27 protein-coding genes are annotated in these 23,563 nt (G+C 57.4%); 14 read left to right on the forward strand and 13 right to left on the reverse strand.

The genetic code is table 11. The features are described from left to right. The first annotated feature begins 47 nt into the window (after nt 1-47). Genes ACR0M3_RS11180 through ACR0M3_RS11200 form a run of 5 tightly spaced genes read left to right on the forward strand, consistent with a single transcriptional unit; the run spans nt 48 to nt 4,691 of the window. Nucleotides 48-1,979, forward strand: coding sequence for an AAA family ATPase (locus ACR0M3_RS11180; protein ID WP_480832849.1), 1,932 nt, complete (start codon nt 48-50; stop codon nt 1,977-1,979). After that, nucleotides 1,976-2,434: a hypothetical protein gene (locus ACR0M3_RS11185; RefSeq protein WP_480488156.1), complete on the forward strand. Its 459-nt coding sequence runs from the start codon at nt 1,976-1,978 to the stop codon at nt 2,432-2,434. The genes ACR0M3_RS11180 and ACR0M3_RS11185 overlap by 4 nt, the downstream gene beginning before the upstream one ends. After that, nucleotides 2,431-3,768 (forward strand): DUF6638 family protein, encoded by a 1,338-nt coding sequence (locus ACR0M3_RS11190; protein ID WP_480910766.1) that lies wholly within the window; start codon nt 2,431-2,433, stop codon nt 3,766-3,768. The genes ACR0M3_RS11185 and ACR0M3_RS11190 overlap by 4 nt, the downstream gene beginning before the upstream one ends. 1 nt (nt 3,769) lies before the next feature. Then, nucleotides 3,770-4,036 carry a hypothetical protein gene (locus ACR0M3_RS11195; protein WP_480910768.1) on the forward strand — a complete coding sequence of 89 codons (267 nt, stop codon included), beginning with the start codon at nt 3,770-3,772 and terminating at the stop codon, nt 4,034-4,036. A gap of 10 nt (nt 4,037-4,046) precedes the next feature. Continuing rightward, complete coding sequence (locus ACR0M3_RS11200; protein WP_480910771.1) at nt 4,047-4,691, forward strand: DUF1523 family protein; 645 nt, start codon at nt 4,047-4,049, stop codon at nt 4,689-4,691. 53 nt (nt 4,692-4,744) lie between these two features. On the opposite strand, the gene ACR0M3_RS11205 is transcribed toward ACR0M3_RS11200, so the two are convergent. The 6 genes from ACR0M3_RS11205 to ACR0M3_RS11230 form a co-directional block, all read right to left on the reverse strand. Further along, nucleotides 4,745-5,839 carry a flagellar basal body P-ring protein FlgI gene (locus tag ACR0M3_RS11205; protein ID WP_480488149.1) on the reverse strand — a complete coding sequence of 365 codons (1,095 nt, stop codon included), beginning with the start codon at nt 5,837-5,839 and terminating at the stop codon, nt 4,745-4,747. Further along, the gene (locus tag ACR0M3_RS11210; RefSeq protein WP_480910774.1) at nt 5,836-6,843 is read right to left on the reverse strand and encodes a flagellin; all 1,008 of its coding nucleotides are present in this window, start codon (nt 6,841-6,843) and stop codon (nt 5,836-5,838) included. The genes ACR0M3_RS11205 and ACR0M3_RS11210 overlap by 4 nt, the downstream gene beginning before the upstream one ends. 2 nt (nt 6,844-6,845) lie before the next feature. After that, nucleotides 6,846-8,297, reverse strand: coding sequence for a flagellar hook-associated protein FlgK (flgK, locus tag ACR0M3_RS11215; RefSeq protein WP_480900044.1), 1,452 nt, complete (start codon nt 8,295-8,297; stop codon nt 6,846-6,848). Between the two features lie 33 nt (nt 8,298-8,330). Beyond that, on the reverse strand, nt 8,331-9,626 hold the full coding sequence (locus tag ACR0M3_RS11220) for a flagellar hook protein FlgE (protein ID WP_267366907.1): 1,296 nt from the start codon (nt 9,624-9,626) through the stop codon (nt 8,331-8,333). A gap of 91 nt (nt 9,627-9,717) precedes the next feature. After that, nucleotides 9,718-10,572, reverse strand: a complete 855-nt coding sequence (locus ACR0M3_RS11225; RefSeq protein ID WP_480910777.1) for a flagellar motor protein MotB — start codon at nt 10,570-10,572, stop codon at nt 9,718-9,720. Between the two features lie 88 nt (nt 10,573-10,660). Beyond that, nucleotides 10,661-11,998, reverse strand: coding sequence for a FliI/YscN family ATPase (locus ACR0M3_RS11230; protein WP_480910779.1), 1,338 nt, complete (start codon nt 11,996-11,998; stop codon nt 10,661-10,663). 87 nt (nt 11,999-12,085) lie between these two features. Here ACR0M3_RS11230 and ACR0M3_RS11235 point away from each other — a divergent pair, with 87 nt between their 5' ends. The 9 genes from ACR0M3_RS11235 to ACR0M3_RS11275 are packed head-to-tail and all read left to right on the forward strand — an operon-like array spanning nt 12,086 to nt 16,624. After that, on the forward strand, nt 12,086-12,472 hold the full coding sequence (locus tag ACR0M3_RS11235; RefSeq protein WP_480587263.1) for a FlgB family protein: 387 nt from the start codon (nt 12,086-12,088) through the stop codon (nt 12,470-12,472). 12 nt (nt 12,473-12,484) lie between these two features. Continuing rightward, on the forward strand, nt 12,485-12,871 hold the full coding sequence (gene flgC, locus ACR0M3_RS11240) for a flagellar basal body rod protein FlgC (RefSeq protein ID WP_480520033.1): 387 nt from the start codon (nt 12,485-12,487) through the stop codon (nt 12,869-12,871). Nucleotides 12,872-12,882: 11 nt separating this feature from the next. Next, the gene (fliE, locus tag ACR0M3_RS11245; protein ID WP_480773976.1) at nt 12,883-13,173 is read left to right on the forward strand and encodes a flagellar hook-basal body complex protein FliE; all 291 of its coding nucleotides are present in this window, start codon (nt 12,883-12,885) and stop codon (nt 13,171-13,173) included. A gap of 4 nt (nt 13,174-13,177) precedes the next feature. Then, a complete protein-coding gene (locus ACR0M3_RS11250; RefSeq protein WP_480488141.1) occupies nt 13,178-13,450 on the forward strand; it encodes a flagellar biosynthetic protein FliQ in 273 nt (90 codons plus the stop codon). Then, the gene (locus ACR0M3_RS11255; protein ID WP_480910781.1) at nt 13,450-14,160 is read left to right on the forward strand and encodes a flagellar hook-basal body complex protein; all 711 of its coding nucleotides are present in this window, start codon (nt 13,450-13,452) and stop codon (nt 14,158-14,160) included. Before ACR0M3_RS11250 ends, ACR0M3_RS11255 begins: the two co-directional genes overlap by 1 nt. Before the next feature lie 21 nt (nt 14,161-14,181). Then, nucleotides 14,182-14,967: a flagellar basal-body rod protein FlgG gene (gene flgG / locus ACR0M3_RS11260; protein WP_480483915.1), complete on the forward strand. Its 786-nt coding sequence runs from the start codon at nt 14,182-14,184 to the stop codon at nt 14,965-14,967. Next, nucleotides 14,967-15,383 (forward strand): flagellar basal body P-ring formation chaperone FlgA, encoded by a 417-nt coding sequence (flgA, locus tag ACR0M3_RS11265; RefSeq protein WP_480483964.1) that lies wholly within the window; start codon nt 14,967-14,969, stop codon nt 15,381-15,383. The genes flgG and flgA overlap by 1 nt, the downstream gene beginning before the upstream one ends. Then, nucleotides 15,383-16,114 (forward strand): flagellar basal body L-ring protein FlgH, encoded by a 732-nt coding sequence (gene flgH, locus ACR0M3_RS11270; protein WP_480483916.1) that lies wholly within the window; start codon nt 15,383-15,385, stop codon nt 16,112-16,114. The genes flgA and flgH overlap by 1 nt, the downstream gene beginning before the upstream one ends. Before the next feature lie 9 nt (nt 16,115-16,123). Then, nucleotides 16,124-16,624 carry a flagellar basal body-associated protein FliL gene (locus tag ACR0M3_RS11275; RefSeq protein ID WP_480832863.1) on the forward strand — a complete coding sequence of 167 codons (501 nt, stop codon included), beginning with the start codon at nt 16,124-16,126 and terminating at the stop codon, nt 16,622-16,624. 34 nt (nt 16,625-16,658) lie between these two features. On the opposite strand, the gene ACR0M3_RS11280 is transcribed toward ACR0M3_RS11275, so the two are convergent. The 7 genes from ACR0M3_RS11280 to ACR0M3_RS11310 all read right to left on the reverse strand — a co-directional run bounded on the left by ACR0M3_RS11280 (nt 16,659) and on the right by ACR0M3_RS11310 (nt 23,562). Beyond that, on the reverse strand, nt 16,659-17,042 hold the full coding sequence (locus tag ACR0M3_RS11280) for a hypothetical protein (RefSeq protein WP_480539419.1): 384 nt from the start codon (nt 17,040-17,042) through the stop codon (nt 16,659-16,661). Continuing rightward, on the reverse strand, nt 17,039-18,127 hold the full coding sequence (locus ACR0M3_RS11285; RefSeq protein ID WP_480488133.1) for an EscU/YscU/HrcU family type III secretion system export apparatus switch protein: 1,089 nt from the start codon (nt 18,125-18,127) through the stop codon (nt 17,039-17,041). The genes ACR0M3_RS11280 and ACR0M3_RS11285 overlap by 4 nt, the downstream gene beginning before the upstream one ends. Next, nucleotides 18,124-18,897: a flagellar biosynthetic protein FliR gene (locus ACR0M3_RS11290; RefSeq protein ID WP_480832867.1), complete on the reverse strand. Its 774-nt coding sequence runs from the start codon at nt 18,895-18,897 to the stop codon at nt 18,124-18,126. Before ACR0M3_RS11290 ends, ACR0M3_RS11285 begins: the two co-directional genes overlap by 4 nt. After that, on the reverse strand, nt 18,894-20,981 hold the full coding sequence (gene flhA, locus ACR0M3_RS11295; RefSeq protein ID WP_480773980.1) for a flagellar biosynthesis protein FlhA: 2,088 nt from the start codon (nt 20,979-20,981) through the stop codon (nt 18,894-18,896). The genes ACR0M3_RS11290 and flhA overlap by 4 nt, the downstream gene beginning before the upstream one ends. Nucleotides 20,982-20,990: 9 nt before the next feature. Further along, nucleotides 20,991-21,689: a transglycosylase SLT domain-containing protein gene (locus tag ACR0M3_RS11300; protein ID WP_480773981.1), complete on the reverse strand. Its 699-nt coding sequence runs from the start codon at nt 21,687-21,689 to the stop codon at nt 20,991-20,993. A gap of 72 nt (nt 21,690-21,761) precedes the next feature. Then, nucleotides 21,762-22,190 carry an Lrp/AsnC family transcriptional regulator gene (locus tag ACR0M3_RS11305; RefSeq protein ID WP_267363085.1) on the reverse strand — a complete coding sequence of 143 codons (429 nt, stop codon included), beginning with the start codon at nt 22,188-22,190 and terminating at the stop codon, nt 21,762-21,764. A gap of 52 nt (nt 22,191-22,242) precedes the next feature. Further along, on the reverse strand, nt 22,243-23,562 hold the full coding sequence (locus tag ACR0M3_RS11310; RefSeq protein ID WP_480910785.1) for an MFS transporter: 1,320 nt from the start codon (nt 23,560-23,562) through the stop codon (nt 22,243-22,245). Nucleotide 23,563: the final 1 nt, after the last annotated feature.

Here is a 23,563-nt window from a genome sequence, read left to right on the forward strand (position 1 = left end):
TTCGGCGAGAGTATTTTTGAAAAGATGAAGCAAGGGCGGTTTGTTAGATGAGTTTGACGTCAGATCAGATGGAATTGCGCGAAGACGACATTCGCAAGCATTATCCGGCAGCGACCGCTTTGCTGAACGGGTTCGAACACGCGCCGCGGATCGCCAAAGCCGTGGAATCTACCGTTGAACGCTCACCAGGTGTTTCGACTGGTCGGCGGTTTCGCTCGACGACACCGGGGTTGGTGACACGCCGGACCGTGCGCGCAGACGGGGTGCATCTGGTTGAGAGGATCGAAGCCTCGGACGATGGTGACGCCTTGGTTTCGCCGCCGCAGGCAACTGCACAACAGGCGATCCGCCGCGCCATCGCAATCGCTTTGGCCGTGGCCGACACTTATGCGGAACAGACCCCGCTTGCGGATCTGAAACGCGCAAACCTTGCCGGGGATCTGCCCGCCGCGCGGAAGACCGAGTTTTCGGAGGTTCTGACAGCCGAAGCGCTGATCACGATGCACACGTTCGGCAATGCGCTGGCCTATCTGTTGTCCTCGCATCTGGGTGAGACCACGGTTGATATTGGTGAGATCGAAGAGGTCCTGACAGACAACGGCCAACTTGCCCTGCACGGCGCGTTGTGGGAACTGGACCAGACGCTGGCCAAATACGCCTCGGACGATGCCCACCTGATCGCCGCCACCAGTGCCTATGCCGAGCAACTGATGGAGAAGTCAGCCCTGCGCGCAGGATCCGCAGGTTACCTGGCCCCGTTCCAGAACGCAGCCTGGCATGTAGAAGCCGACGATCTGACGATCCGGGGGTTCGAGCCGGCCTCCAAGGCCAAATCCACCACCTTGACCATGACGTTCAAGAAGCCGAACGAAGTGGTCGGCAACCATATCGCCAAATATCAGGCGATGAAGCTTGCCAAGATGGTGATGGCCTATGATTTCGACCGCCGCCTGAACCCGTTTGCGGAACTTGGCGGGTTCATCTTTACCTTCATGGGTGACGGAAAGCCGGGCACCGGTAAGACCACGCTGATCCAGATGATGGCCGGGCTGATCAACGAGTATTGCCAGAACGCAGGCTATCCGTTCCGCTATCAGAACCTGAGCACCGACAATATCGACAGCTATCAGGGCAAATCCGGCCAGAACGCCAAGGCGTTTATCAACACGATCATCGACCCCTCGGTCATCGGCTTTGGCACCATCGACGATATCGACCAGCTGGCGGGTAAGCGCGGTGACCGGCAGTCGTCAGCCGGGCAGTTGGAGATCACCGCCGTTCTGATGGAGAGCTTTGCCGGTGCCAACACCGTCGTGCGCGGCAACTGCACCTTTGGTATGTTTTCGAACTACCCCGAGAATGTGGACGACGCCCTGCGCCAGCGGGCGGGCGCGCGGTTTCTGGTGGACGGGCCGCAAACGCGCGAGGATTACATCGACATCCTGCACCTGCTGATGGGTCGCAACCACGACATCCCGCTGGGCGAACACGAGGCTTACGCCGCGCAGGAAATCAAAAAGGCCGTCGCCGCCAGTTTCGAAAGCCATTCCCGCCCGCATGAGGACGCTTTGCTGCAGGTCTATGACCGGGTGTCTGGCAAGATCGGCGAAATGGACACGATCGCCAAGCTGGGCACATACCTCAAGGCGATCCAGCAGGCGGATGAGCGGTTCACCGGCCGCGCGATCAAGAACATCACCGACGCGGTCAAGGTCCGCGCGATGGATTTCGAACTGCCCGACGAATGGATGGAGAACCCCGACCTGTTCCTGTTCCGCGACTACGACACCAAGAAGGCCATGATCGAGGATCTGCGCCAGCCGATCACGGTCGAGATGGTTATGCAGGAAATCAACCGCTACGCCGACAGCGAGTTCCGCTATGCCGACAAGAGCGATGAGGTCGCAATCGAAAACGCCGTCCGCGAGATGGGCCGGATGGAAGAGGCCAAGCGGCGGTATCTGGAGGGGAAGGTGTGACCGGCGGTCTGGAAGTTTTTATGTTCGTCGTTTCCAGCATGGTGGTGTCCTGCCTTGTTGGCTGGTGGACAGGAAAAACAGGTTCAGAAAAACTAAATCGACTTAGGCTTCGCGCAGTATTGATTACTGTGGCTTTGTTTTTCACAATCATCCCTTTTGTCCCAGTAGTGGTATCAATCGTTTTGACGGGAGGTGTAGAGAGCTTAGACTACTTTCTAAGCATGTGGGCAGTTTCCATATTCATTGTTCTTGTTTCTATTATGTCCGGAATTGTTGGAGTGTGGGCAATACTGGTCTTGAGTCTCTTGTTTTGTCTGGCAACGCTTTCGATCAGCCGTCGACGTTCCGGCAATAGTGACATGTTTTCGAAACATAATTTGGTCCGAATGGCTCAACAGGAAGAATTTCTCTGGAACATCGAAGAAACGATTACCCAACAGAAAGAGCGCCAATGATCCGCCTTATCGAAAAAGGCCTGATGTTCGGCAACCTCGTCCACATCTCCAGCCCGGCCTTAGTCGAGCGGTATAACCGCGCGCTGCAGCATCTGGCGGGCAAGACCACGGCGCTGAGGGATTTCCATGTCGATATCTCGGGCTATTCGCCGGAGGTGGGGATTGAGCTGGAGGACGAGCTCTACCTTAACCCCAACGGGGTCAACCGGCAGTTTATCCTGCTGACGACCGAGCAGAAACGCGCACCGTTGCTGAACGTCAAATTCTCGACCTCGCGCGATATCCTGCGCGAGTTTATCGAGATGAACGAGGCGCAGCTGTTTGCCCTGACCGCCACCGATGCCGTGGCCGGAGAGCTGGTGAATTCGGTCTTCAAGCTCAGCAGTCCCCGCGATCTGTTCAATCTGCGCAAGATCGAGATCGAGGCCGACACCGCAGGCGGCACCTTGCGCAAGGCGCAGCAATTGGCGGGTATGGTCGAACGCTTCAAAACCGCCGAGGACGCCTGGTTCGACGATGTGCTGATCGCCAGGATGATCGAGACCGCCAAAGAAACCGGCGATGTCACGCGCAACCCCGTCCATCTGCGCCACACGGATTTTGAGCAACGCAATTTCTGGACGGCGCATTTCGGCGGGCTGTACCTGTTCCCGGATCTGGACCACCCGGCGGCGATCTGCATGGGAGACAAGCCTGACGATTTGCCGATCAAATATGTTTTTGACCGGTCGCAGCGAAACCAGATTGCCAAGTTTCTGGATTACAACGATCTGGTCGAACCCATCGTCAAAGCGCGCGGCGTAGACGCCGCTGCGATCCTGCAGCAGAAGATGGATTTCCTGACTGTCGATGCGGCGGCGGATGCGGATGTCGACCTGACCGGGCTGGACCGAAGCGATATGCGGCGCTTGGCGCGCAATCACTCGGATCGCTTGCCCGAAGCCTATCACGGCCTTGCGCAACTGCTGCGCTGGGCAAGCGATGGGGGGCCGTGGCCGCGTATCACGTCGGATCATCCGGCTTATTTCTACACTTTGCGCGCCGCTTACACGCCGAACCGTGATCTGGTGAATATGCTGCTGGCCGAATTGGCCCCGCTGGATCCACGCCAGATGTTCATCTGCCACAAAGTGCTGTTCTATAGCACCTATTCCGGATGGTCCGAGAGCAAGAAAGCCTATGTTGCCGACTTCCTCGCGCGCGAGTATCAGGTGGACAAGCAAGGGGCCCGTGCCGCGCTGTTCGGCCATGAGCCGGATATGAGCGGTGAAGACAGGGTCAGTGATGAGGTCATCTCGCGCGTTGGCCCATGGGGTGCGGTCGGGAGGAATTGAAATGTTCGGAGCGATGCGCCTGTTCCTGATCCTGCTGGTTGTTCAGACGATTGCCTATTTCGCGCTGTCTTATTATTCGCGCAGTGTCAGGCGGCAGAAGCTGGAAACCTGGTGGGACGAGAAAGGCAAATCCGGCAACAAAGAAGCGTTTGTCGCGCGTGGTTTGCACGTCTATGATAATTCGTTCCGGCGCAAATTGATTTTGGGTGTCTATATTGTGCCCTGGGTGGCGATTGCCGCGCTGATCTACGTCGTGAATTATATGTGAGGGTAACGGCATGGCCTATGTCAAATGGGCAATTATCATCATCTTCTGGGTCACGGTTGGGGCGATCCTGCAGTATTCCCTGCCGCAGCACGATGTCGTGCGGATCGTCAACACCTACGAAGAGCGTCAGGACCTGACCGATTGGACCCGGATTTTCTGGTCCGAACCCGAAGACCAATCCACCAGCCTGTCCAACCGGGATGTGCAATTCATTCAGGCTGTGCGCGAAAATGGCAAGCCGATCGTGTACCGAAACGAAGACACCGGGTGGGGGTGGCCACCCTACTTCAAGTTCGACACGGCGAACCTTTACACCGAAGCCAATGATGCGAAATCGACCAAGGAAAACCCGAAATGGGTGGTCGTGACCCATTACGGGTGGCGCAACGAGTTCATGTCGATCTTTCCCAACGCCATTTTCATCAAACATGTGGAAGGGCCGGATGCGCAGGTCATTCCCTGGTTCAACATCATTTTCCTGACAACTTTCGCCGCGCTGGTCTGGGCGGTTTGGGTGCGCTGGCGCAGGTTCCGAATGGCCCGAATTGATCCGATGATCGAGAATGTGGAAGACGGCTTTTATGCTGCCGGTGACGCGATTGAAGAACGCCGAAACAGATTTCAGCGCTGGCTGGACAGCTGGAAATCGAAATAGGCCTTAACGTCACGGGCGTGTTTGTGGCACGCCCGTCGGACCAAAGATATCGGCTACCTGACAACAAATTCTGCGTGCAAGGCGCCCGCCGCTTTGATGGTTTTCAAGATGTCGATCATATCCTGGGGTGATACCCCCAGCGCGTTCAGGCCTGCGACAACCTCGGACAGGGTCGTAGCTTCGGGGATTTCGGCAAGGCCGGTTCCTTCTTCCTCTTCGATCCCTGCAATAGTGCGCGGAACGACCACTGTTTCGCCCCTGGCAAACGGGTTTGGTTGCACGGCAATCGGTGCTTCCTGAACTGTCAGGGTCAGATTACCCTGAGAGACAGCCACACGCGATATCCGGACTTCCTGCCCCATTACGATGGTGCCAGACCGCTGATCGACCACCACACGCGCCTTTGCTTCCGGCTCGACCAGAATATTCTCGATACGCCCAATGGCATGGGCCGTCGACACTGCCTGAGTTGCAGCAATGTTGAGTTCAACCGTGCCTGAATCGCGCATGATTGCCACAGCTCTGTTGAACTCGGTGTTTATGGCGAATTCGATACGCGCGGCCGTGGTGAAATCGGGTTCTCTCAACGCAAGGCGCATTTGGGTTAAAGTTGACAAGTCGAACTCAATTTCACGCTCAACACGCGCGCCGGACGGGATCACACCCGAGGTTGGTACCCCACGCACGATCGACGCAGCCTCTCCTTCAGCGGAAACGCCACCTGCAAGGATTGTGCCTTGTGCAACCGCATAGATTTGCCCGTCTGCTGCGTTTAGCGGGGTCATAACCAGTGTCCCACCCAACAGACTGTTTGAATCGCCTATCGCCGAAACCGTTACATCAATTTGGCCGCCGACTCTGGCGAAAGGCGGCAGACTGGCTGTCACCAAAACCGCTGCCACATTCTTGGGCCGGAAATCCTCGCCCGTTACGTTGACACCCAAACGCTCCAGGATGTTGGACATGATCTCTTCGGTGAAAGGAGAGTTGCGCAATCCGTCACCGGTTCCGTTCAAACCGACAACCAGGCCATAACCCACAAGATCATTGCCTCTGACACCATCGAAATCCACGAGGTCCTTGAGGCGGATCGCCCCCGCCCAGGCTATACCGGGAACAAGGATCAGGAGAAGTATCAGCGCCCTCATCTCAGGAAATTCACCAGCGAAAGGTTCGCATTGCGAACGGTTACCGAATAGAGACTTTCCAACTGAAACTGCACCGTTTGCAATTTCGCCGCTGTTTCATAAGGATCGGCCGCGATCAGTTCGTTCCGGCTGAATTCCAGACTGGTTCGGGCCATCGAATTTCGCGTGGCGGCCTGTTCGATGCGGGCCTCGGCGCTGCCGACCTGGGCCCGCAGGTTTACCGTGGCATCCTGTGCGTTGGCCAGATCGACGCCCAGCTGGGTGAACAGGGCGGTGCGCTGGTCGGAAGAAAGAGCCAACGTATTGTCGGTGGCTAATGCCGCTATTGCAACATCCCTTAGGGCCGCCTTGAATGCCGGGTCGGTTGCCGTGAGTGGCAGCGTAACGCTTTCATTTTCCGAGATCTGCATAGGAGAGAGTGTGGTGCTCGCGCCCTGATAAATCATGGCGTCAAACCCGGCAGGGCTGTTGAACCATGTGTCGGCAGCCAAGCGTATGTCGGCGACGGTCACAGCCCCCGTCAGTTGTGTCTTCAACGCAGCCAACAGCGTGTCAGTCGAGGGCAGTGGCGAGACATCCGTGGCTGTACCCGAAAACAGACTGCGCCCACCAACTCGCGTGTTGAGCGCCGATACCATCGTGTCGAGCTCATTCCTGGCATGATCTGACGCCTGCGCATGATTTACCGGCTGATTGGCCGTTCCGTAGGTCAACAGAGACGCGGTCATTTCGCCAACCGAATCTCCAAATGTCTTCAGGCTCAACTGCATGGCATCCGTGAACAGGGCCGCTTCGGCTGTGGCGATGCCAAAGGCGTCGAGCCTGGCAAGCGAGCGATCCAGATCCAGGATCTGAGAGTAATCTCCGCCAAGCCGACCAGATATATCCTGCACTTTGCCGGTGGACATCTCGTAAGAGAGGGTTTCAATCTGTGTTTTGATTTCAGTGGCGCGGGTGCGAAGGGTCATACCGCGCGCCAGATCGCCGATAGCAGTCAAGTTCATGCTCATAACCTCAGAAGCGTTTCCATAAGCTCATCGACGACCGAGATGACACGCGCGTTTGCTGCGTATGTCTGCTCGATCTGCATGAGGCGCTGTAATTCCTGATCCGTATCGACGCCTTGTTCGGCCTCAATCTGTGACATTTGTTGTTGGCTGTTGCTGGCAAAAACCTTCCGCTGCTCTGCAGCGTGAGATTGCGCCCCGGCTTTCGACATAAGCGCCTCGGTCAACTCGGCGGCGCGCATGTTTCCAGTGCCAAACAGCCCGCCAGGTACGGTGCGCGCATCATTCAGAATGGAACCGAAAGCACGCAGTTGCGACGCTTGTCCGGGATCGCCCGGCGTTGCGGCACCCAGCCCGGCGCGGAGCTTCCAGCTGTTCCCGCCGTTGTCGGGGTCCGCAACCGAATTCACCGAAATGCGCGATGACAGCCCGACAAAGATTGTCGGGTCGAACCGATTTCCGTTGTCTGTGAACAGACCGGGATCTGTCGCAAGTGCCGTGGGATCCAAGCCCGGCGTTTCAAATCGTTCGATAAGATCGCGGGCAACGGTATCAAGCTGCAGCTGCGCCTCAACCGCCAATTCATCGCGAATTGAAAACTGGGCCATCAACGCGCCGCCACGGATTTGCGCAGTGTCCCTGCTGGTGCGTACCGGGTTGCCGTTCATAGCCAATCCGGACAGGAGACCATTTGCAACCGTCATGTGGGGTTTCGTCTCACCGGTCGTGGAAAAGGTGAACTCGGACGCCTTACCTTCAAGAAGTATCAAACCGCCGTCTGAATAGAGCGATACCTGATCGTTGGCACGTGGCACAACGTTGACTGGGATCAAAGTATTGACCTGATCGATCAGGACTTGCCGTTGATCCAGCAAGGCCCCGATATCGCCGCCGGAATTTTGAATGGCCGGAATCTTTGCGTTCAGAACTTCGATATCTTTCAGAACCAGGTTCAGGCTTTCGATCTGAGCGCCTATCTTGCGGTCCGCGTCCGAGCGTGCCTGTCGCACACCCTCAGAAGCCGCGTTAAGCTCTGCCGTAAGATCGCGCGCCGCGCGCGCCACTTGATCAAGCCTTTCGATCGAGTCGGGGAGACTGGCTGCGGTGATGAAGCTGTTTTCCAAGGCAGACATACGGCTGGCAAGGGATGGCGTGCCGTCTGCTGTTCCGACAAAGTTTTCGAACCGTGAACGGAAATCCGAAATGGCGGATTGAAAGGCAAGCTCGGCGTCTGACGACCGTCTGTTGGCCGTCAGAACCGGGTCCTGATGCCGGATCACTCCAACCGTACGCACGCCATTGCCAGATATGGGGCTTGTCGCCAGTTCAAGGGACCTGCGCGCATAGCCCGGTGTCAGGGCATTCGCGATATTCCCCGACACTACAGCGGCCCCGCGACTGGCCGCTGTCAGCCCGCCCAATGCGTTATTGAGTGCCGTCGACATATTCATGAGGCCGCTCCTTTCCTTTGGTCAGTGCCTGGATCAGCGCTTCAGGTTGGTCGTTTCCTGAAGCATCTCGTCCACCGTCTGGATCACCGTGGCGCTGGATGAATAGGCGCGTTGTGTCTGGATCAGGGATGTCAGCTCGGTTGCCACATCCGTGGTGGATTCTTCGCGTGCGAAGGAAACGATATCACCGGTTGGGCCTTCGCCCGCGTTCCACAGAAAGAACGTGCCGCTTTCGCGGGATGGCGCGTAGGTTTGACTGTCCAGTGCCGTCAGGCCATTGGGGTTAGGAACATCGGCCAGCGGGATCTGGAACATTCGGCGGCTGACGCCGGTATCGTAGAATGCATAGACATAGCCACTTTCATCGACCTGAACGCTGGTCATCGTACCAACGGCAGAGCCATCCCGCGTGATTGAAACTGGCGCGAAGGTGTCGGACAGCTGAGTAATGCCATCGGAATCGCCGATCAGTCCGATATTGACCTCCATCGGGCCGCCAGCGACATTGACCATGACACTGCCGGTTACCGGATCGTAAGCGCCACCGGATACAGGAGTGACGCTGGCCAGCGTACCACCAGCCGTTCGATTATCGGTAAAGGTCAAAGTGTATTCCCCGATAATCGCGCCACCGGATGCTGAATCGCGCAGAACCATGGTCCATTCATTGCTGCTGCCAGTTGCGGGAACGGTCGGGATCAGCTGAATATCAATACTTTCGGATTTCCCAAGATTGTCGAAATACTCGACCGATAAAGGCTGTGTGTCGCCCGGCGCACCCGCATCTGTTGCTGTTGCGGGAAGGTTCATACGCAGGTTCATCTTTGTCGTCGGGGCACCGGACAACTGGTTGACGCTCAACTGAATTGGTTCAAGCGCGGCGGGCGTGTCGCGTGGAACGGGCGGGATGGACCCGTCTGCCGCAGCACGCCATCCCAAAAGAACAAGGCCGGATTCGGTCACCAGATATCCTTCGTCGTTGGTCCGGAAGGAACCCGTGGTCGTCAGCAACATCTCGTTCGAATTTGCGCCGACCTGCGAGCTGGATCGTACCGGCAACATGCCGCGTCCGCGCACTGCAAGATCGGTAGAGTTGCTGGTGGTCACCAGTGATCCGCGCTGATCAATCATGCGCTGGCTGGTCGTGCGCACGCCCCCTGCCGAGTAACTGCCACCCTGGCCAGACGTGACCATCGAATGAAAGTCAGTTTCCACTCGTTTGTATCCGTAGGTCGAAGAGTTTGCGATGTTGTCGGAAATCGTTGCCAACCTGTTGGCGTTGGCCTTCAACGCCGCCACACCGGCATTCAGCGAAGAGGAAATTGTCATTGGCGCGCCCTTCTGTTGCGTCAAGCTTCGATGCAACAGGTAACGCGCTGCCCCTTAACAGCGCGCTAACAGGTAAAATGCGTTCTATCCTTTAGGGTCGCCGCAGATAGGGTCGCCGCAGAAATATCACTTCGATTCTGTTGTTCCGAACCGCCATCGGATTGTCGGTGAAGAGTTTTCGGTCAGCATGACCTGTGACGCGATCCATCCGGCTTGCCGCTACGCCTTTGTCCTGTAACAGCTGGCGGACTGATTGCGCCCGGGCAGTGGACAGATCCCAGGTGGTATTGCGAACCTGCACAACAGGAGATGCGCTGACATGGCCTTTGACAGCAATCGGGTTGGTCACGAGATCCGAAGAACGCGCTATGATCAAAGCAAGCGCCCGCAAGATCCCGGTTGGTTTCCCGGAACCGGGGTCGAACAGTGGCTGGGTGTCCGTATCGAATAGCTCAACAACGAATCCTTCGTCGGTGACGCGTGTCACGATATGCCTGAGAAGCTTATCCGACACCTCGCTTTCACCGGTTCGCCCCAAAAGCTGAGCTTCAAGCGTCGAGAAGTCTTCGGTGTCACCTTTGCCACCACCGATGGCATCCAAACCGGTTGACCCGCGTGCCTGACGGGATTCAGTTGCGTGTTTGGTGCTGGCCCCGGCACCATTCCGCAGCAATGTCTTTTCCGACAACATACTGTCGCCGCCAAAAGCACCGTCTCCGCCGCCGGATTCGGGGCTCAGAGGGATTGTCGGGGCGAAGTAATCCGCCAACCCTTTGCGTTGCTGTTCAGTTGTCGCGTTCAGCAGCCACATCAACATGAAGAAGGCCATCATGGCCGTGACAAAGTCGGCATATGCAACTTTCCACGCACCGCCGTGGTGACCATCACCACCCGACACACGCTTCTTCTTGATGATGATTGGCGCCACATTGGTCTGCGCACCCATCTCCACCACCTATATTATCACCCGACTTTTTGCCTAGCAGCGCAGGTCTTAAGGTGGCCTTAATACTTAAAACTGTTTGGAATTCTGCCTAGCGTGGCAAGCTGATCGATGCACGGCGCAGTATCAATGACAAGCGATCAAAACTGTTTTCGATTCCCTCAGCTTCCGGTTTGGCAAAAAAGGCGTCCAATTCCTCGTGAACGCGAACGGCCTGATCCAGCAGCAGATCAGACCCTTCGGCGTACAGCCCGGCCTTGATCATCACTTCGGACTGCTCGTAACTGCCCACGAGTTTTCGGGTTTCTGTGATCATCTGGTTCTCGGCCTCGGATGCGGCTCCCGGCAGGCTCCGCGACACAGATCTGCTGACGTCAATGGCCGGGAAACGCCCCCGTTCGGCGATGTCGCGGCTGAGCACAATGTGCCCGTCCAAAACGCCGCGCAGAATGTCAGCGATGGGTTCATCCATGTCCGAGCCGGCCACCAAAACGCTGAATACCGCGGTAATATCCCCCTGTTCCTGCGTTCCGGGACCTGCGCGTTCGCAAAGACTGGCGATCAGGGGGGTGACAGAGGGTGGATATCCCCGCAAAGACGGGGATTCCCCCATAGAAACAGCGATTTCACGATGCGCCTCGGCGAAGCGGGTCACGGAATCAGCCAGAAAGAGAACGTTCAGACCCAGATCCCGCAGATACTCGGCTGTCGACATGGCCGACCAGGCACACCGCCTGCGCGCCAATGCCGACTGGTCAGAGGTGGCGGCGACCACGATTGTGCGTTTCATGGCTTCGGGGCCAATGGCCTGCGCGACAAATTCATTCACCTCGCGTCCGCGCTCGCCAATCAGAGCGACTACGACGACATCGGACTGCATGGACCGGGCCAGTGTGGAAAGCAGGGTCGATTTACCGACACCCGACCCGGCAAACAACCCCACTCGCTGCCCGCGTACGACGGGCAACACAGTGTTGAGAACCGACAAGCCGGTGGCCATCCTCTGCCCCATTGGTTTGCGTGCCACGGCTGGTGGAGGGGCCTGCATGATATCGCGCGTCTGCGATCCGCTCAGCAGCGGTTTTCCATCCAAGGGCCTGCCAAAGGGGTCGATTACCCGTCCAAGCCAGTGCAATCCCGGTGCAAAATCCGGTGATGGGTCAAGGTAGACGCGATCCCCCAGGCTGACCCCATCGGGGGCCGCATTGGGGAGCATTTTGATATGGCCAGAACCGACATGATGCACCTCGCCCGCAAGATCGGACCCGACGCGCCGCCGCAATGTCAGCAAATCCCCGACCCGGGCATGCGTGTTCAAACCACCGATTTCGATCAGACCCTGCGCGACGCCGGTGACCAGCCCCACGTGACGGACTGCGGTCATCCTGTCGAGTTCGTGTTTCAGAAGTACCGGGTCGAGATCAGACATCGTGGAGTCTCCAACTGAGTTCTGAAAACGGTTTCTAAAGGAATCAGGGTTAAGCCTTGATTGAAATTGATCGAGGGAGAAGCCCCGATGTTCTATGACCTGAACGTCTTTAAGACAGCGTACGCAATGGCAACCCATGCCGGGCAACGGCAGGCGGTCATTGCACGCAACATGGCGAATGCCGATACGCCGGGCTATCAGCCGCGCGATATCGAGGCCTTTCAGAAAGCTTTCGAAACCACCGGGCATGACGTGACCATGGACGCCACGCGGCCGGGCCATCTGCACGGCCGTATGGGTGCGCAAAACTGGGCTGAGGTTGAAGCTGTCCCATCAGGTGATCCCAATGGCAATGGTGTGTCGCTTGAGGAAGAGATGCTTAAATCGGTCGAGGTCAAACGACAGCATGATCGAGCGCTGGCGATCTACAAATCCTCAATGGACATTCTGCGCACCAGTTTGGGTCGCGGATAAGGGGCGACAGGTATGAGCGATTTTTCCCATTCCCTTGCTGCGTCAGCCAGTGCTTTGCGCGCGCAATCCGCGCGGTTGCGGCATGTGTCCGAAAACATCTCGAACGCGGACACGCCCGGCTATCGACGCAAAACCGTACCGTTTGAAACCGTGCAGAAAAACGGTGGGGACATGGTGCAGGCTGGCCGTGTGACGCTTGACCAGCGTTCGCTGAGCCGCATCTACGACCCCGGTCATCCGTTGGCAGATGAAAGTGGTCACTACCAGGGCTCAAACGTCGATTTGATGATTGAAATCGCGGACGCGCGGGAAGCCCAGCGCAGTTATGAGGCCAACCTAAAGATGTTTGATCAGACGCGGCAGATGTCGTCGTCGCTGATGGAATTGCTCAGAAAATAAGGACAGCCAGAATGGATATCCGATCACTGAACGCCGCGCAGAATTATGCCGGCGCACGCTCTGCCACACAGGCCGATCCCGATCATGGCGGGGCGGCACAAGGATTGAGAGCGACCTTTCAGGACTTTGCAGCCACGCTGAGACACAGCGAACAGATATCTCAGTCTGCGATGGTCGGTCAGGCTGATCCCCATGCACTTGTTCAGGCGCTGGCCCAGACCGAACTTGCGGTAGAAACCGCAGTGATCGTCCGCAACAAAGTGGTCGAAGCCTATCAGGAAATCCTAAGAATGCCGGTCTGACCCGATGCTCAGCGAAGGGCTTTTCTATGACATCGTTCGTCAGGCGTTGTGGGTTGCGGTCATTACATCCGTCCCGATCCTTGCCGTTGCTCTGGTTTCTGGCCTGATTGTCGGTCTGTTCCAGGCGCTGACCTCGATACAAGAGATGACCCTGACCTTCGTTCCCAAATTGATCGCCATTGTCATCGTGTTCTGGATTTCGATGGGGTTCATGACTCAGACCCTTGTTACGTTTTTTACCGGAACGCTTGTTCCCTTGATTGCAGGAGGCCGCTGATGGACACGGCTTACGTCACCCTGTCCCGCCAGTCCGGGCTGATGAATGAAATGCGGCTGGTGGCGAATAACATCGCAAACGCAAACACGACCGGATATCGACAGCAGGGGCTGGTGTTTTCGGAATACGTGCGCGACATTCCGAACAATCCGTCCCTCTCCATGAGCCGGGCCGAGGCGCGCAACACATCGTTGCAACAAGGTGTGCTTACGAAAACCGGAGGGCAGTTTGATTTCGCCATCGAAGGGGACGGGTTTTTCATGGTTGAAACCCCGGATGGCAACCGGCTGACGCGTGCGGGCGGCTTCTCGCCAAATGCCGAAGGCGATCTGGTTGCGATGGATGGTGCGCGTGTTCTGGATGCCAACGGTGCCCCGGTCTTTATCCCACCCGATGCAGCTACGATTGATGTCGGCAGTGATGGGACGTTGAGTGTCAACGGCCAATTTCTGGGCCAGTTGGGCGTTTTCAATGTCGCTGATCCGCAGGAGCTGATCCGCGAAGGAAATACGCGGTTTCGTGCCAATGGTGCGATAAACCCGGTTGATGAACCCGTTGTTTTGCATCGCTTTCTCGAAGGTTCAAACGTCAATGCCATTCAGCAGGTGACCCGCTTGGTGGAAATCCAGCGCGCCTATGAGCTGGGACAAAGCTTTCTTGACAGCGAAGACGAACGCGTGCGCGGGGCGCTCAAGGCGCTGATGCGCTGAACGGTAAAAGGAGAGTTTGACATGCGAGCCCTGAAAATTGCCGCCACCGGAATGACCGCGCAACAGATGCGGGTCGAAACGATTTCGAACAACCTGGCAAACATGAACACCACCGGCTACAATGCCCGTCGGGCCGAATTTGCCGATTTGCATTATCAACAGATGGCGCGCGCCGGAACCGTAAACGCCTCGGACGGAACAGTATTGCCGACGGGTATTCAACTTGGTCTGGGTGTGCGGCCCGCAGCTGTTACCGTGCAACTGGAACAAGGTGCTTTGTCAGCCACCGGCAGTGATCTGGACGTGGCGATTGAGGGGCGCGGATATCTGGAAGTCACGCTGCCCAGCGGTCAGTCCGCGTATACGCGTGACGGCAGCCTCAAGCGGTCGGCAGAGGGTCTGATTGTAACCTCCGATGGTTATGCGGTTTCGCCGGAACTCACCGTTCCCGACGACGCACGGTCAATTTCGATCAATGCCGCGGGTGAGGTCTATGCTTATTTCGACGACTCTCCCGAGGGGCAGTTGCTGGGTGAGTTTGTCCTTGCCAGCTTTTCGAACGCCAAGGGGCTGGAAGCCATTGGCAGCAATCTGTTCAAGGAGACCGAGGCGTCGGGTGCCCCGGTGCTGGGAACTCCGGGAAGTGATGGGCTGGGCACATTGCGGCAGGGTTATCTGGAAGACAGCTCGGTCGACGCAGTGCGCGAGGTAACCGAACTTATCGAGGCGCAGCGCGGCTATGAGATGAATGCCAAAGTCATCTCGGCTGTGGATCAAATGATGAGCGCGACAACGCAGGTGCGATGATGCGAGGGATCGGCATATGTTTGGCACTACTGGCTCCAATCACAGCACAAGCTGACATTGTGGTTCCAACCCGCACGATCCGGGCCAAAGAAATCATTTCTGCAACTGACTTGAAAACAAGCCCGACGGATGTCCTAGGTGCGGTGACTGACCCTGATTTTCTGATCGGGCAAGAGGCGCGGGTGGCACTGTATCCCGGCAGGCCGGTCCGAGAAGTTGATGTAGGCCCCCCCGCCATCGTTGACCGCAACGATCTGGTCGTCCTGATATTCGACCGCCAAGCCTTGTCGATAACCGCGGAAGGCCGCGCCTTGGGGCGTGGCGCTGCTGGGGATCGCATCCGGGTCATGAACCTGTCGTCCAGAACAACTGTAACCGGCCAAATCCGCGCGGATGGCCAAGTCGAGGTTAAGTAATGACCGGACTGTCGAAAACTCTCCTTCTCATAGCTTTGTCTTTGGCCGCGTGTGGTCGTCTGGATCATCTTGGCAAGCCCCCGAGTTTTACACCAAACGAAGAATCTCCCGAGCAGGTTGCCATGCTGTGGCCGGGTCTGCCTTTGCACACGCAACCACAACGCACCGTTGACCGCTCATCTCTTTGGAGCGGAGGGCAGCAATCCTTGCTGGGCGATCAGCGGGCGATCAAGAAAGGTGACATTCTGACTGTAGTCATCGAGTTGGATGAAAAAGCTGAGATATCAAACAACACCAGACGGTCCAGATCAGGCTCGGAAAACCTTGAGGTTCCTGGCCTCTTTGGTTTGCCCCAGCGCGTGCAAAAACACTTACCTGACGGGGCATCGCTGGATGAAGCCGTGTCCATCGAAGCGGATTCCACAAGTTCCGGGCGGGGATCTGTGAGGCGAAACGAGAAACTAACCCTGCGTGTCGCCGCGACGGTTTTGGATGTTCTGCCGAACGGGGTTCTTTCGATTTCCGGCTCGCAGGAGTTGCGGGTCAATTTTGAACTGCGCGAGCTTTTGGTGGCCGGGTATGTCCGCCCTCAGGATATCTCGCGTCAAAACGAAGTTACCTACGACAAGATCGCCTCTGCGCGGGTGTCTTATGGTGGAAGAGGTCAGATTACGGATGTCCAGCAACCCCGATACGGCCAGCAAGTTCTTGATTCACTCTTGCCATTCTGAGGTGCGACCGTGATTGCAAAACTGGTTCCAGTCGTTCTCCTGATTGTCGGCCTGGGTGCGGGTGTCGGTGCCGGGCTGTTTCTGTCACCTTCGGGCAAGCCCGACAAAACAGCCGCCGAAAAAGAAGTGGCAAAAGAAGAGAAGGCCGGTCACGAGAAGTCTGAAAAGTCCAAGGAAAAAAAGTCCGCCTATGGGTACTTAAAGTTGACCAAACATTTTGTCGTTCCGGTGGTTGGGGATGACGAAATCGAAGCGATGGTCACTTTGTCCCTCAGCCTTGAGGCGAACACAGCAATTGAAGAAACTTTTTATTCCATTGAGCCCAAGTTGCGGGATGGCTTTCTTCAGGTTCTGTTTGATCACGCAAACACCGGGGGATTTGATGGGACGTTCACAGAATCCCGGAATCTGGATGTCTTGCGTAAGTCCTTGTTGGAAGTGGCGAAAAAAGAGCTGGGTGAAGATGTTTCAAAAGTGCTGATCATGAGCGTGAACCGTCAAGATACCTGACGAAGGTCGCTTCACGGTACGGATCCGGTCAGCATTAACGGGTTTGCTTTCGGGCAACGGCCTGCCGATGGCTTTTCAGCTGCTGCTCCCGCAGGGTTGCGACGGCTTGTTTGCGGCCAAACGCAATTCTGAGCGACTCCAGACCGGCCAGTTTCTGAGCGCGCGTTTGGGCAAGTCGCATGTTCAACGCGCGGCGCGTGGCAGATTCCCAGCCATTCCAAAGAATGTCGGCCCCGGATATCTGATATCCTTCTGTCCAACCGCTGGCTTTGCGCACCTGGTCAAGCTGATGATCCAGTTTCGCCAATTGGTTCTGAATTCTGGCCTCGGCCTCGAGGATTGGGCGGAGTGTCTGAAATTGCTTCTGGAAAGCGACGTCGGCTATTTTGTCCAGCCCGCTTAACTGAGTGTCCTTCATCGGATCTGCTCCTTTGCACGTTTCCGCATCGCTTCGGCGAACCTGATTGCAGCGGCAACGGGGCGAAAATGTTCTTCGGAGATCTCCTGCCCGATGTCGACAGTTGCGTGAAGCGCACGCGCCGTCGGAGGATCCGAGCGGATCGGAACGCCGGCCTGAGCCGCAGCAGAACGGATGGAAGCGGCTACTGCATCCACACCTTTGGCAACACAAACAGGTGCGCTGCCAGTAGCCCTGGTCCATTTCAGTGCAACGGCAAAATGGGTGGGGTTTACGATAACAACATCCGCGCCCGGAACATCTGCCATCATCTGGCTCGAGGCGATCTCCTGTGCACGTTGACGGCGGTGTTGCTTTACATACGGGTCGCCTTCGGCGTCCTTAGTTTCATCCTGGATCTCTTTGCGCGACATGCGGTTCTTGCGCATGTGCTCGGCGTATTGCCACAGAAAGTCGATAACGCCGATGCCGAGTGCGATGGCAACCACAATGAACAGGAAGCGAAACAACAGGTTCATCATCAGCAGTATGGATGACTTTGCCGGGGCCGCGCTGGCAGACAGAATTTCGGCCAGATTCGACTTGATGAAAAGTGCGAGGCACAGGCTGTAAATCGCCAGTTTGGTTGCACTCTTGGCGAACTCGAACAAGCCACCGCGCCCGAACTTGTTTTTGGCATTCGAAACAAGGGAAATCCGCGAAAGCTTTGGTTTCAGTTTGCTGGGGGCGAACACCAGCGTGCGTTGGGCAATCAGGTTTAGCAGAACGGCCACCGCGGGCAGGCAGAAAAGCACGGCAATGGGTGGTAACGCGCCACTCAGAATTCCGGCAACCGTCGCTGTCGCAGGTCCCATGTTCAGAAGGTTCGCGATCTGGTCGGATTGGTCGATCAGGACCATGAACAGAGTTCCCAATTGCGCGACCGCGTACTGCCCTGCCGCCAACAATGCGATCAGCAGTCCGGTATATGCCGCAACAACCGACAAGTCGTTGGACTTGGGAACTTCACCCTTTTCACGGGCTTTCTGGAGCTTTTGCGGCGTCGGCTCGTATGACTTGTCGCTGTCGTCATCGGCACCGCTCATCGCTGGCCTCCGATCGGGTTCATGAAGAAGGCAATCAGCGCGTCAGACCAAACAGAGAGGATCAATGGTGCGCCCGCAAACAGCAGAAACAGCCCGGCAAACGTTATTGCTGGCGCGCCCACGAAGGCGACCATCAATTGCGGCATGGCCCGGTTGATAACCCCAAGTGCAAGATTGTAGATCAACGAGGCGATGACGAATGGCGTTGCCAGCGAGAAGGCCAACCCAAAGCTGCGTGAGATTTGTCGCACTCCCCAATGGGACAAATCTGCCGAGCTTGGCACCAACCCCATGGGGAATAGGGCATAACTCTGGATCAGGAATTGCGCGGCCCGTACGTGCAAGCCCATGATGACGGCAAGCGTTAGCCCCGCGATCGTTAGCAGGTATCCCATTGCCGGAACAGGATCAGTGGCCGCCGCACCCAGCAATTGCGACAATGACGTGGATTGCGCGGCAATGGATCCGGCGGTTTGCAGCGCCAAAACAAACAGCCGCAGCCCGGTTCCAAGCGCCAGCCCAATCAGGATTTCTGTCCCAACCAACCGCCCCAGCGTCCACAGGTTGAGAGACAGGTCCAAAGGTTGGGTTGCCGGAAAAATGATCAGGGTAAAGGCGACGGATATCCCCAGTTTCATCCGTGTTGGAATGCTGCGCTCGCCGAAAGCAGGCAGCAGCGAAACCAAAGCAGAGACGCGCAGAAAAACCGCGAAGGCCTGCCAGAGCGGTTCGACCAGCTGCGTCAACAATTCTGGCGGCAGAGCGATCACGCGGGAACAGTTCCTACCAGCGCGGGTTTGGCTTCCAACCCGATTTCCTCAAAAGAAAGGACCGGGTTTGGAACGCCGCGCGCATGCATGATCGTACGCAACAACCGGCGTCGCCGGGTCGAGGTCACGACAGCAGGAAACAAACCGTTATCAGCAGATCTGGCGATACTGCTGACCATGCCGTCGGCCAGCTTGTTAAACAGGTTCGGCGGTAGCGCGACATCCAGTCCGGCGCTGGGCGCGTCGACCTGATAGGTGGTGAACGTTTCCTCCCACTCGGGGGCCAGTTGGATCAGCGGGATCGAGCCATCCTCACGCTTCATATCGGCGACCAGTTGAAATCCGAGACGCTGGCGCACCAATTCGCAGATGCCTTCAGGCTGGGTGGTTGTCAGCCGTGCTTCGGCAACGCTTTCAAGGATCAGGGCCATGTTCCGGATCGAAACCCGTTCCTCCAGAAGCAGTCGCAGAACGGCGTGCAATGTGTCCATTGGCACTTTGTCGGGGATCAATTCATCCAGCAACTTGCGGTTTGCCTCAGCCCGAACTGGGTCGCTCAGGCGGGTCATTTCGGTCAGCAGGCGGCGCAGGGATTTCAACGTCAGCAAGCGCGAGAAGTTCTGCTTGATAATCTCTAGCAGATGCGTGGCCAGGATCTCGGGCGGTGAGACGATAGTGGCCCCGTTCAGCGCTGCGTCCTCCTGATGTTTGGGCAGGATCCAGCGGGCAGGCGCGCCGTAAACCGGCTCGGTCACGTCATTGCCTTCGGGCAACAGATCGAACCCGTCCTGAACCAGAGCCAGAACCAGATCGGGGTTCAGAACGCCGCGCGCCTGTTCGACCCCCTGAACCTTGATCACGTAGGTTCCGGTTGGCAGGTCGGCTCGATCAGTCAGGCGAATTTCGGGCAGGATCAATCCGAAGGTAGACGCCACGTAGTTGCGCATATTGGCAATGCGGGCATCCAACCCAGTTCCGGGATTCAAAACCAAGCTTACCAGATCGGGTGCGAATTCAAGGTGCACGTCATCCAGGTCCAGAATATCACCAATAGCCTGCGAGACCGACACCTCGGTTTCGGTCGCCTGCGAATGCAATGACGGATCTGTTTCTTTCTGCTTTTTCCGAATTCTGTAGGCCGCATAACCAAGTACAGCTGCACCGAGGATGAACGGCAGGAAAGGCAGGCCGGGCACCAGCGCAAACAGGACCATAAGAACCGCCACGGTAGACAGCGCAGCCGGATGACGCCCAAGTTGGGAGAAAATGGCATTGTCGGTGGCACCCTGTGTTCCGCCGCGCGCCAGCAGCAATGCAGAGGCAATCGAGATGATAACCGCGGGGATCTGCGAGACCAGACCATCACCGACGGTCAGGATTGCATAAGTCTCGAACGCCGAAGCCACCGGCATTCCGTGCACGATCACCCCCATGACCAAACCCATAACAAGGTTCAAAAGAGTGATCAGAAGGCCAGCAACGGCATCACCTTTGACAAATTTCGACGCACCGTCGAGCGAGCCGAAGAATGTCGTTTCCTGCTGTTCGCGTTCCCGCCGTTCCTTGGCTTGCTGATGGTCGATGGCCCCGGCTGACATGTCGCTGTCGATGGCAAGCTGCTTGCCCGGCATCCCGTCCAAGGCAAAGCGCGCGCCGACCTCGGCCATACGGGCGGCCCCTTTGGTGATGACCATGAAATTCACGATCAGCAGTACGCCGAAAACCACAAGACCCAGAAAGATGCTGCCGCCCATGACGAAATTGGCGAACCCTTCAATCACGTCACCAGCTGCGTTGGGTCCAGTATGCCCCTGACCGATGATCAGTTTGGTCGACGAGACGTTCAGCGACAGGCGCAGCATCAGCGATGCCAGCAGGATCGTTGGGAAGGACGAGAAATCCAGCGGACGTTCGATGAACAGCGTCAGAGTGAAAATCAGGATGGCCAGCGCGAAAGAGGCGGCTAGCCCCACATCCAGCACCCAGGCAGGCATGGGCAGGATCATCATGACGATGACGGTCATCAGCGCCAGTGCCAACAGGACAGTGGGCGAAAACAGGGACCGGATGTCAATCTGGGGCACGCAGGTTTCCTAATTGAAAGGGATGAAAGCAGTTGCTGTGCTATTGGTCGGGACCAGAGAGCCCAAGGCAGTGGTGGCGGGTGAAGCCACTAGCACCGGAATCAAGGGCGTTCCGGCCCTTGTGAACGGATCGCGTGACTTGCCAGAAAACCCGTGCGAGGGCGGGTTGTCCAATTGAGCCATCACTGTCTGGAACCGACCACGATAAGCCTCGGCCAGAGCATTCGTGCGGGAATGATACGCCCCGGCCGCAGCAGGCCACGAACCAAGTTCGAAATAAAGGTCTTTCAGGAAGCGGGCGGCGTAGGTTGCGTTCGCATCCGGCTCAAACATCGCATCGATCGAGCGGAAGGCCTTACCATGCCAGCGATAATTGACCTGGAAACACCCGACGTCAAAGCTGCGAGAGCCCGCTTTGAAAATTTTGAAAACATAGGCCTTGGCCTCGGCCTCGGACTTGAACCAATACCCCTGACCTTCGGCATTTATTGTCCAGGGCCAGGGCTGCAACAGCCCGTCGACTGTTCGCCCGGTTTCAACGCGAGTTATGGCGCGCAGCACGTCCAGCGGAACATCTTCGGACAGTGCCGCACGGCGCGCGGCCTGATCACAAAGCCCGCCTGTCGGTGCTGCGTGCATGGCAGAACCCACCTGCGCCAACAGCACATGCAGTATCATGAAAGCAATTGGTATTCTGCGAATTGGCATTCTGCCGGTCCGGGATTCTGGTGTTCCCGGCCAAGCTAGCCGCCGATCGGTTTACAGAGAGTTATCGCAGCCTCAGTTTCGGTCGATCCTGCGCCCGAAAACAACGCTTGTATTGGTGCGCAGGACGCCGGGGATCTTCGCCAGATCGTCCACCAGAATGTCCAGATCCTCCAGCCTCGGGGCATCTGCGGTCAGCATCAGATCGAATTCACCATTGATCGACAGGCATAGTTTGACCTCGGGATAAGCCTCGAGCCGTTTAAGGATCCGGTTGGTTTCCTTCTGCTGCACTTCCAGCATGACGATGACCTGCACTTTGGGCGTGTCTTCCGTGGACCCAAGGCGCACGGTGTATCCGGTGATTACGCCGCGATGTTCCAGACGATTGATCCGTTCATGCACAGTCGTGCGGGCCACACCCAGCGAGGCCGCGATCTGCGTGGTCGAGGCACGTGCATTGGCTTGCAGGGCGGCGATGATACGGCGGTCAAGCTGGTCCATTGGGGCTCCGGTTTGCGGTAAGTCCGGGTTTAGATCAGATGGACATCCTTTCTCAAGGCTCACGCGGTATGCGTGGGTGCAGGTCGTCGATTATGATCGGGTGCGCGTGCGGGCCGGCCCCGGCCAGATGCGGATGATCGGCTGGCAGATCGGGGTGAGTGTGAACAACCGGTTCCTGATCGTCACGCGGCCAAAGGCTGACTGCCACAATCACGCCTGCCACGGACAGAATAGACATACTGCCGAGCGCAACAGTCGGCCCATAAACGGTCATTATCCACCCAGCCAGCGGATACAGCACCAGCCAGCAGCCGTGTGACAGAGTAAACTGTGCAGCAAAGACAGCGGGGCGGTCTTCGGGATGGGCGGAACGGGTCAACAAACGACCCGAAGGCGTAAGGGTTGTAGAAAATCCAAAGCCAGTAAAAGCCCAAAAAACGGCAAGGACACCCAGCGTAAGCGGGATCGTCGCGGTCAGAACCGAGGCGACGGCCATAGCGCCCGACGCAAGAATGGCTCCGGACAGCATAACCTTGCGATCCTCAATCCGATTCAGCAGTCGGGGCAGAGTAAACGCCGCCAGCATCGACCCGCCGCCAAATCCGGCCAGTGCAATGGCCACGGCGCTTTCTGACAGGCCAAGGGTGGCCCGCACGATGACCACTGTGTTGACGATTACCATCGAACTCAGCGCTGCGGCGCTCCAATTAAGCGCAAGCAGCCCCCTCAGCCGGGGCGTTTTCAGATAGATGCGAATTCCGCGTGTCGTGCGGTCATAGATTCCGCGTGGTTTGCTGGGCTTGGGCGAGGGCAGGACGACCGAGACCACCAGCAATGCCGAAGCAACAAATCCCAGCGCTGTGCCCCAGAACAGGCTGTTGAAGCTGACCAGCAACAGAAGAGCCGCGGCAAACATCGGGCTCAGCAGGCTTTCCATGTCGTAGGCAAGACGTGACAGTGACAAAGCGCGGGTATATTCGTTTTCGTCCGGCAACACGTCCGGGATTGTTGCCTGAAAGGCGGGCGTAAAGCCCGCCGAGGCGGATTGTAGCACGAAGATCAGCACATAGATTTGCCAGACCTCGGTCACGAAAGGCAGGCATACAGCGACTGCGGCGCGGATCAGGTCCAGAAGAACCAGCATTTTCCGACGGTCCAGCCGCTCGGCAAATGCAGCGGCCAGGGGGGCCACGGTGACATAGGCCACCATCTTGATCGTTAGCGCGGTGCCCAGCACAAGGCCAGCAGCGTCTCCGGCCAGATCAAAGGCCAGCAGCCCAAGCGCGACTGTGGCCAGCCCGGTTCCGGTCAGGGCGACGATCTGGGCAGCAAACAGGTGGCGGTAGGTCCGGTTTTTTAGAATGCTCAGCATG

Source organism: Ruegeria sp. O5 (assembly GCF_056535105.1).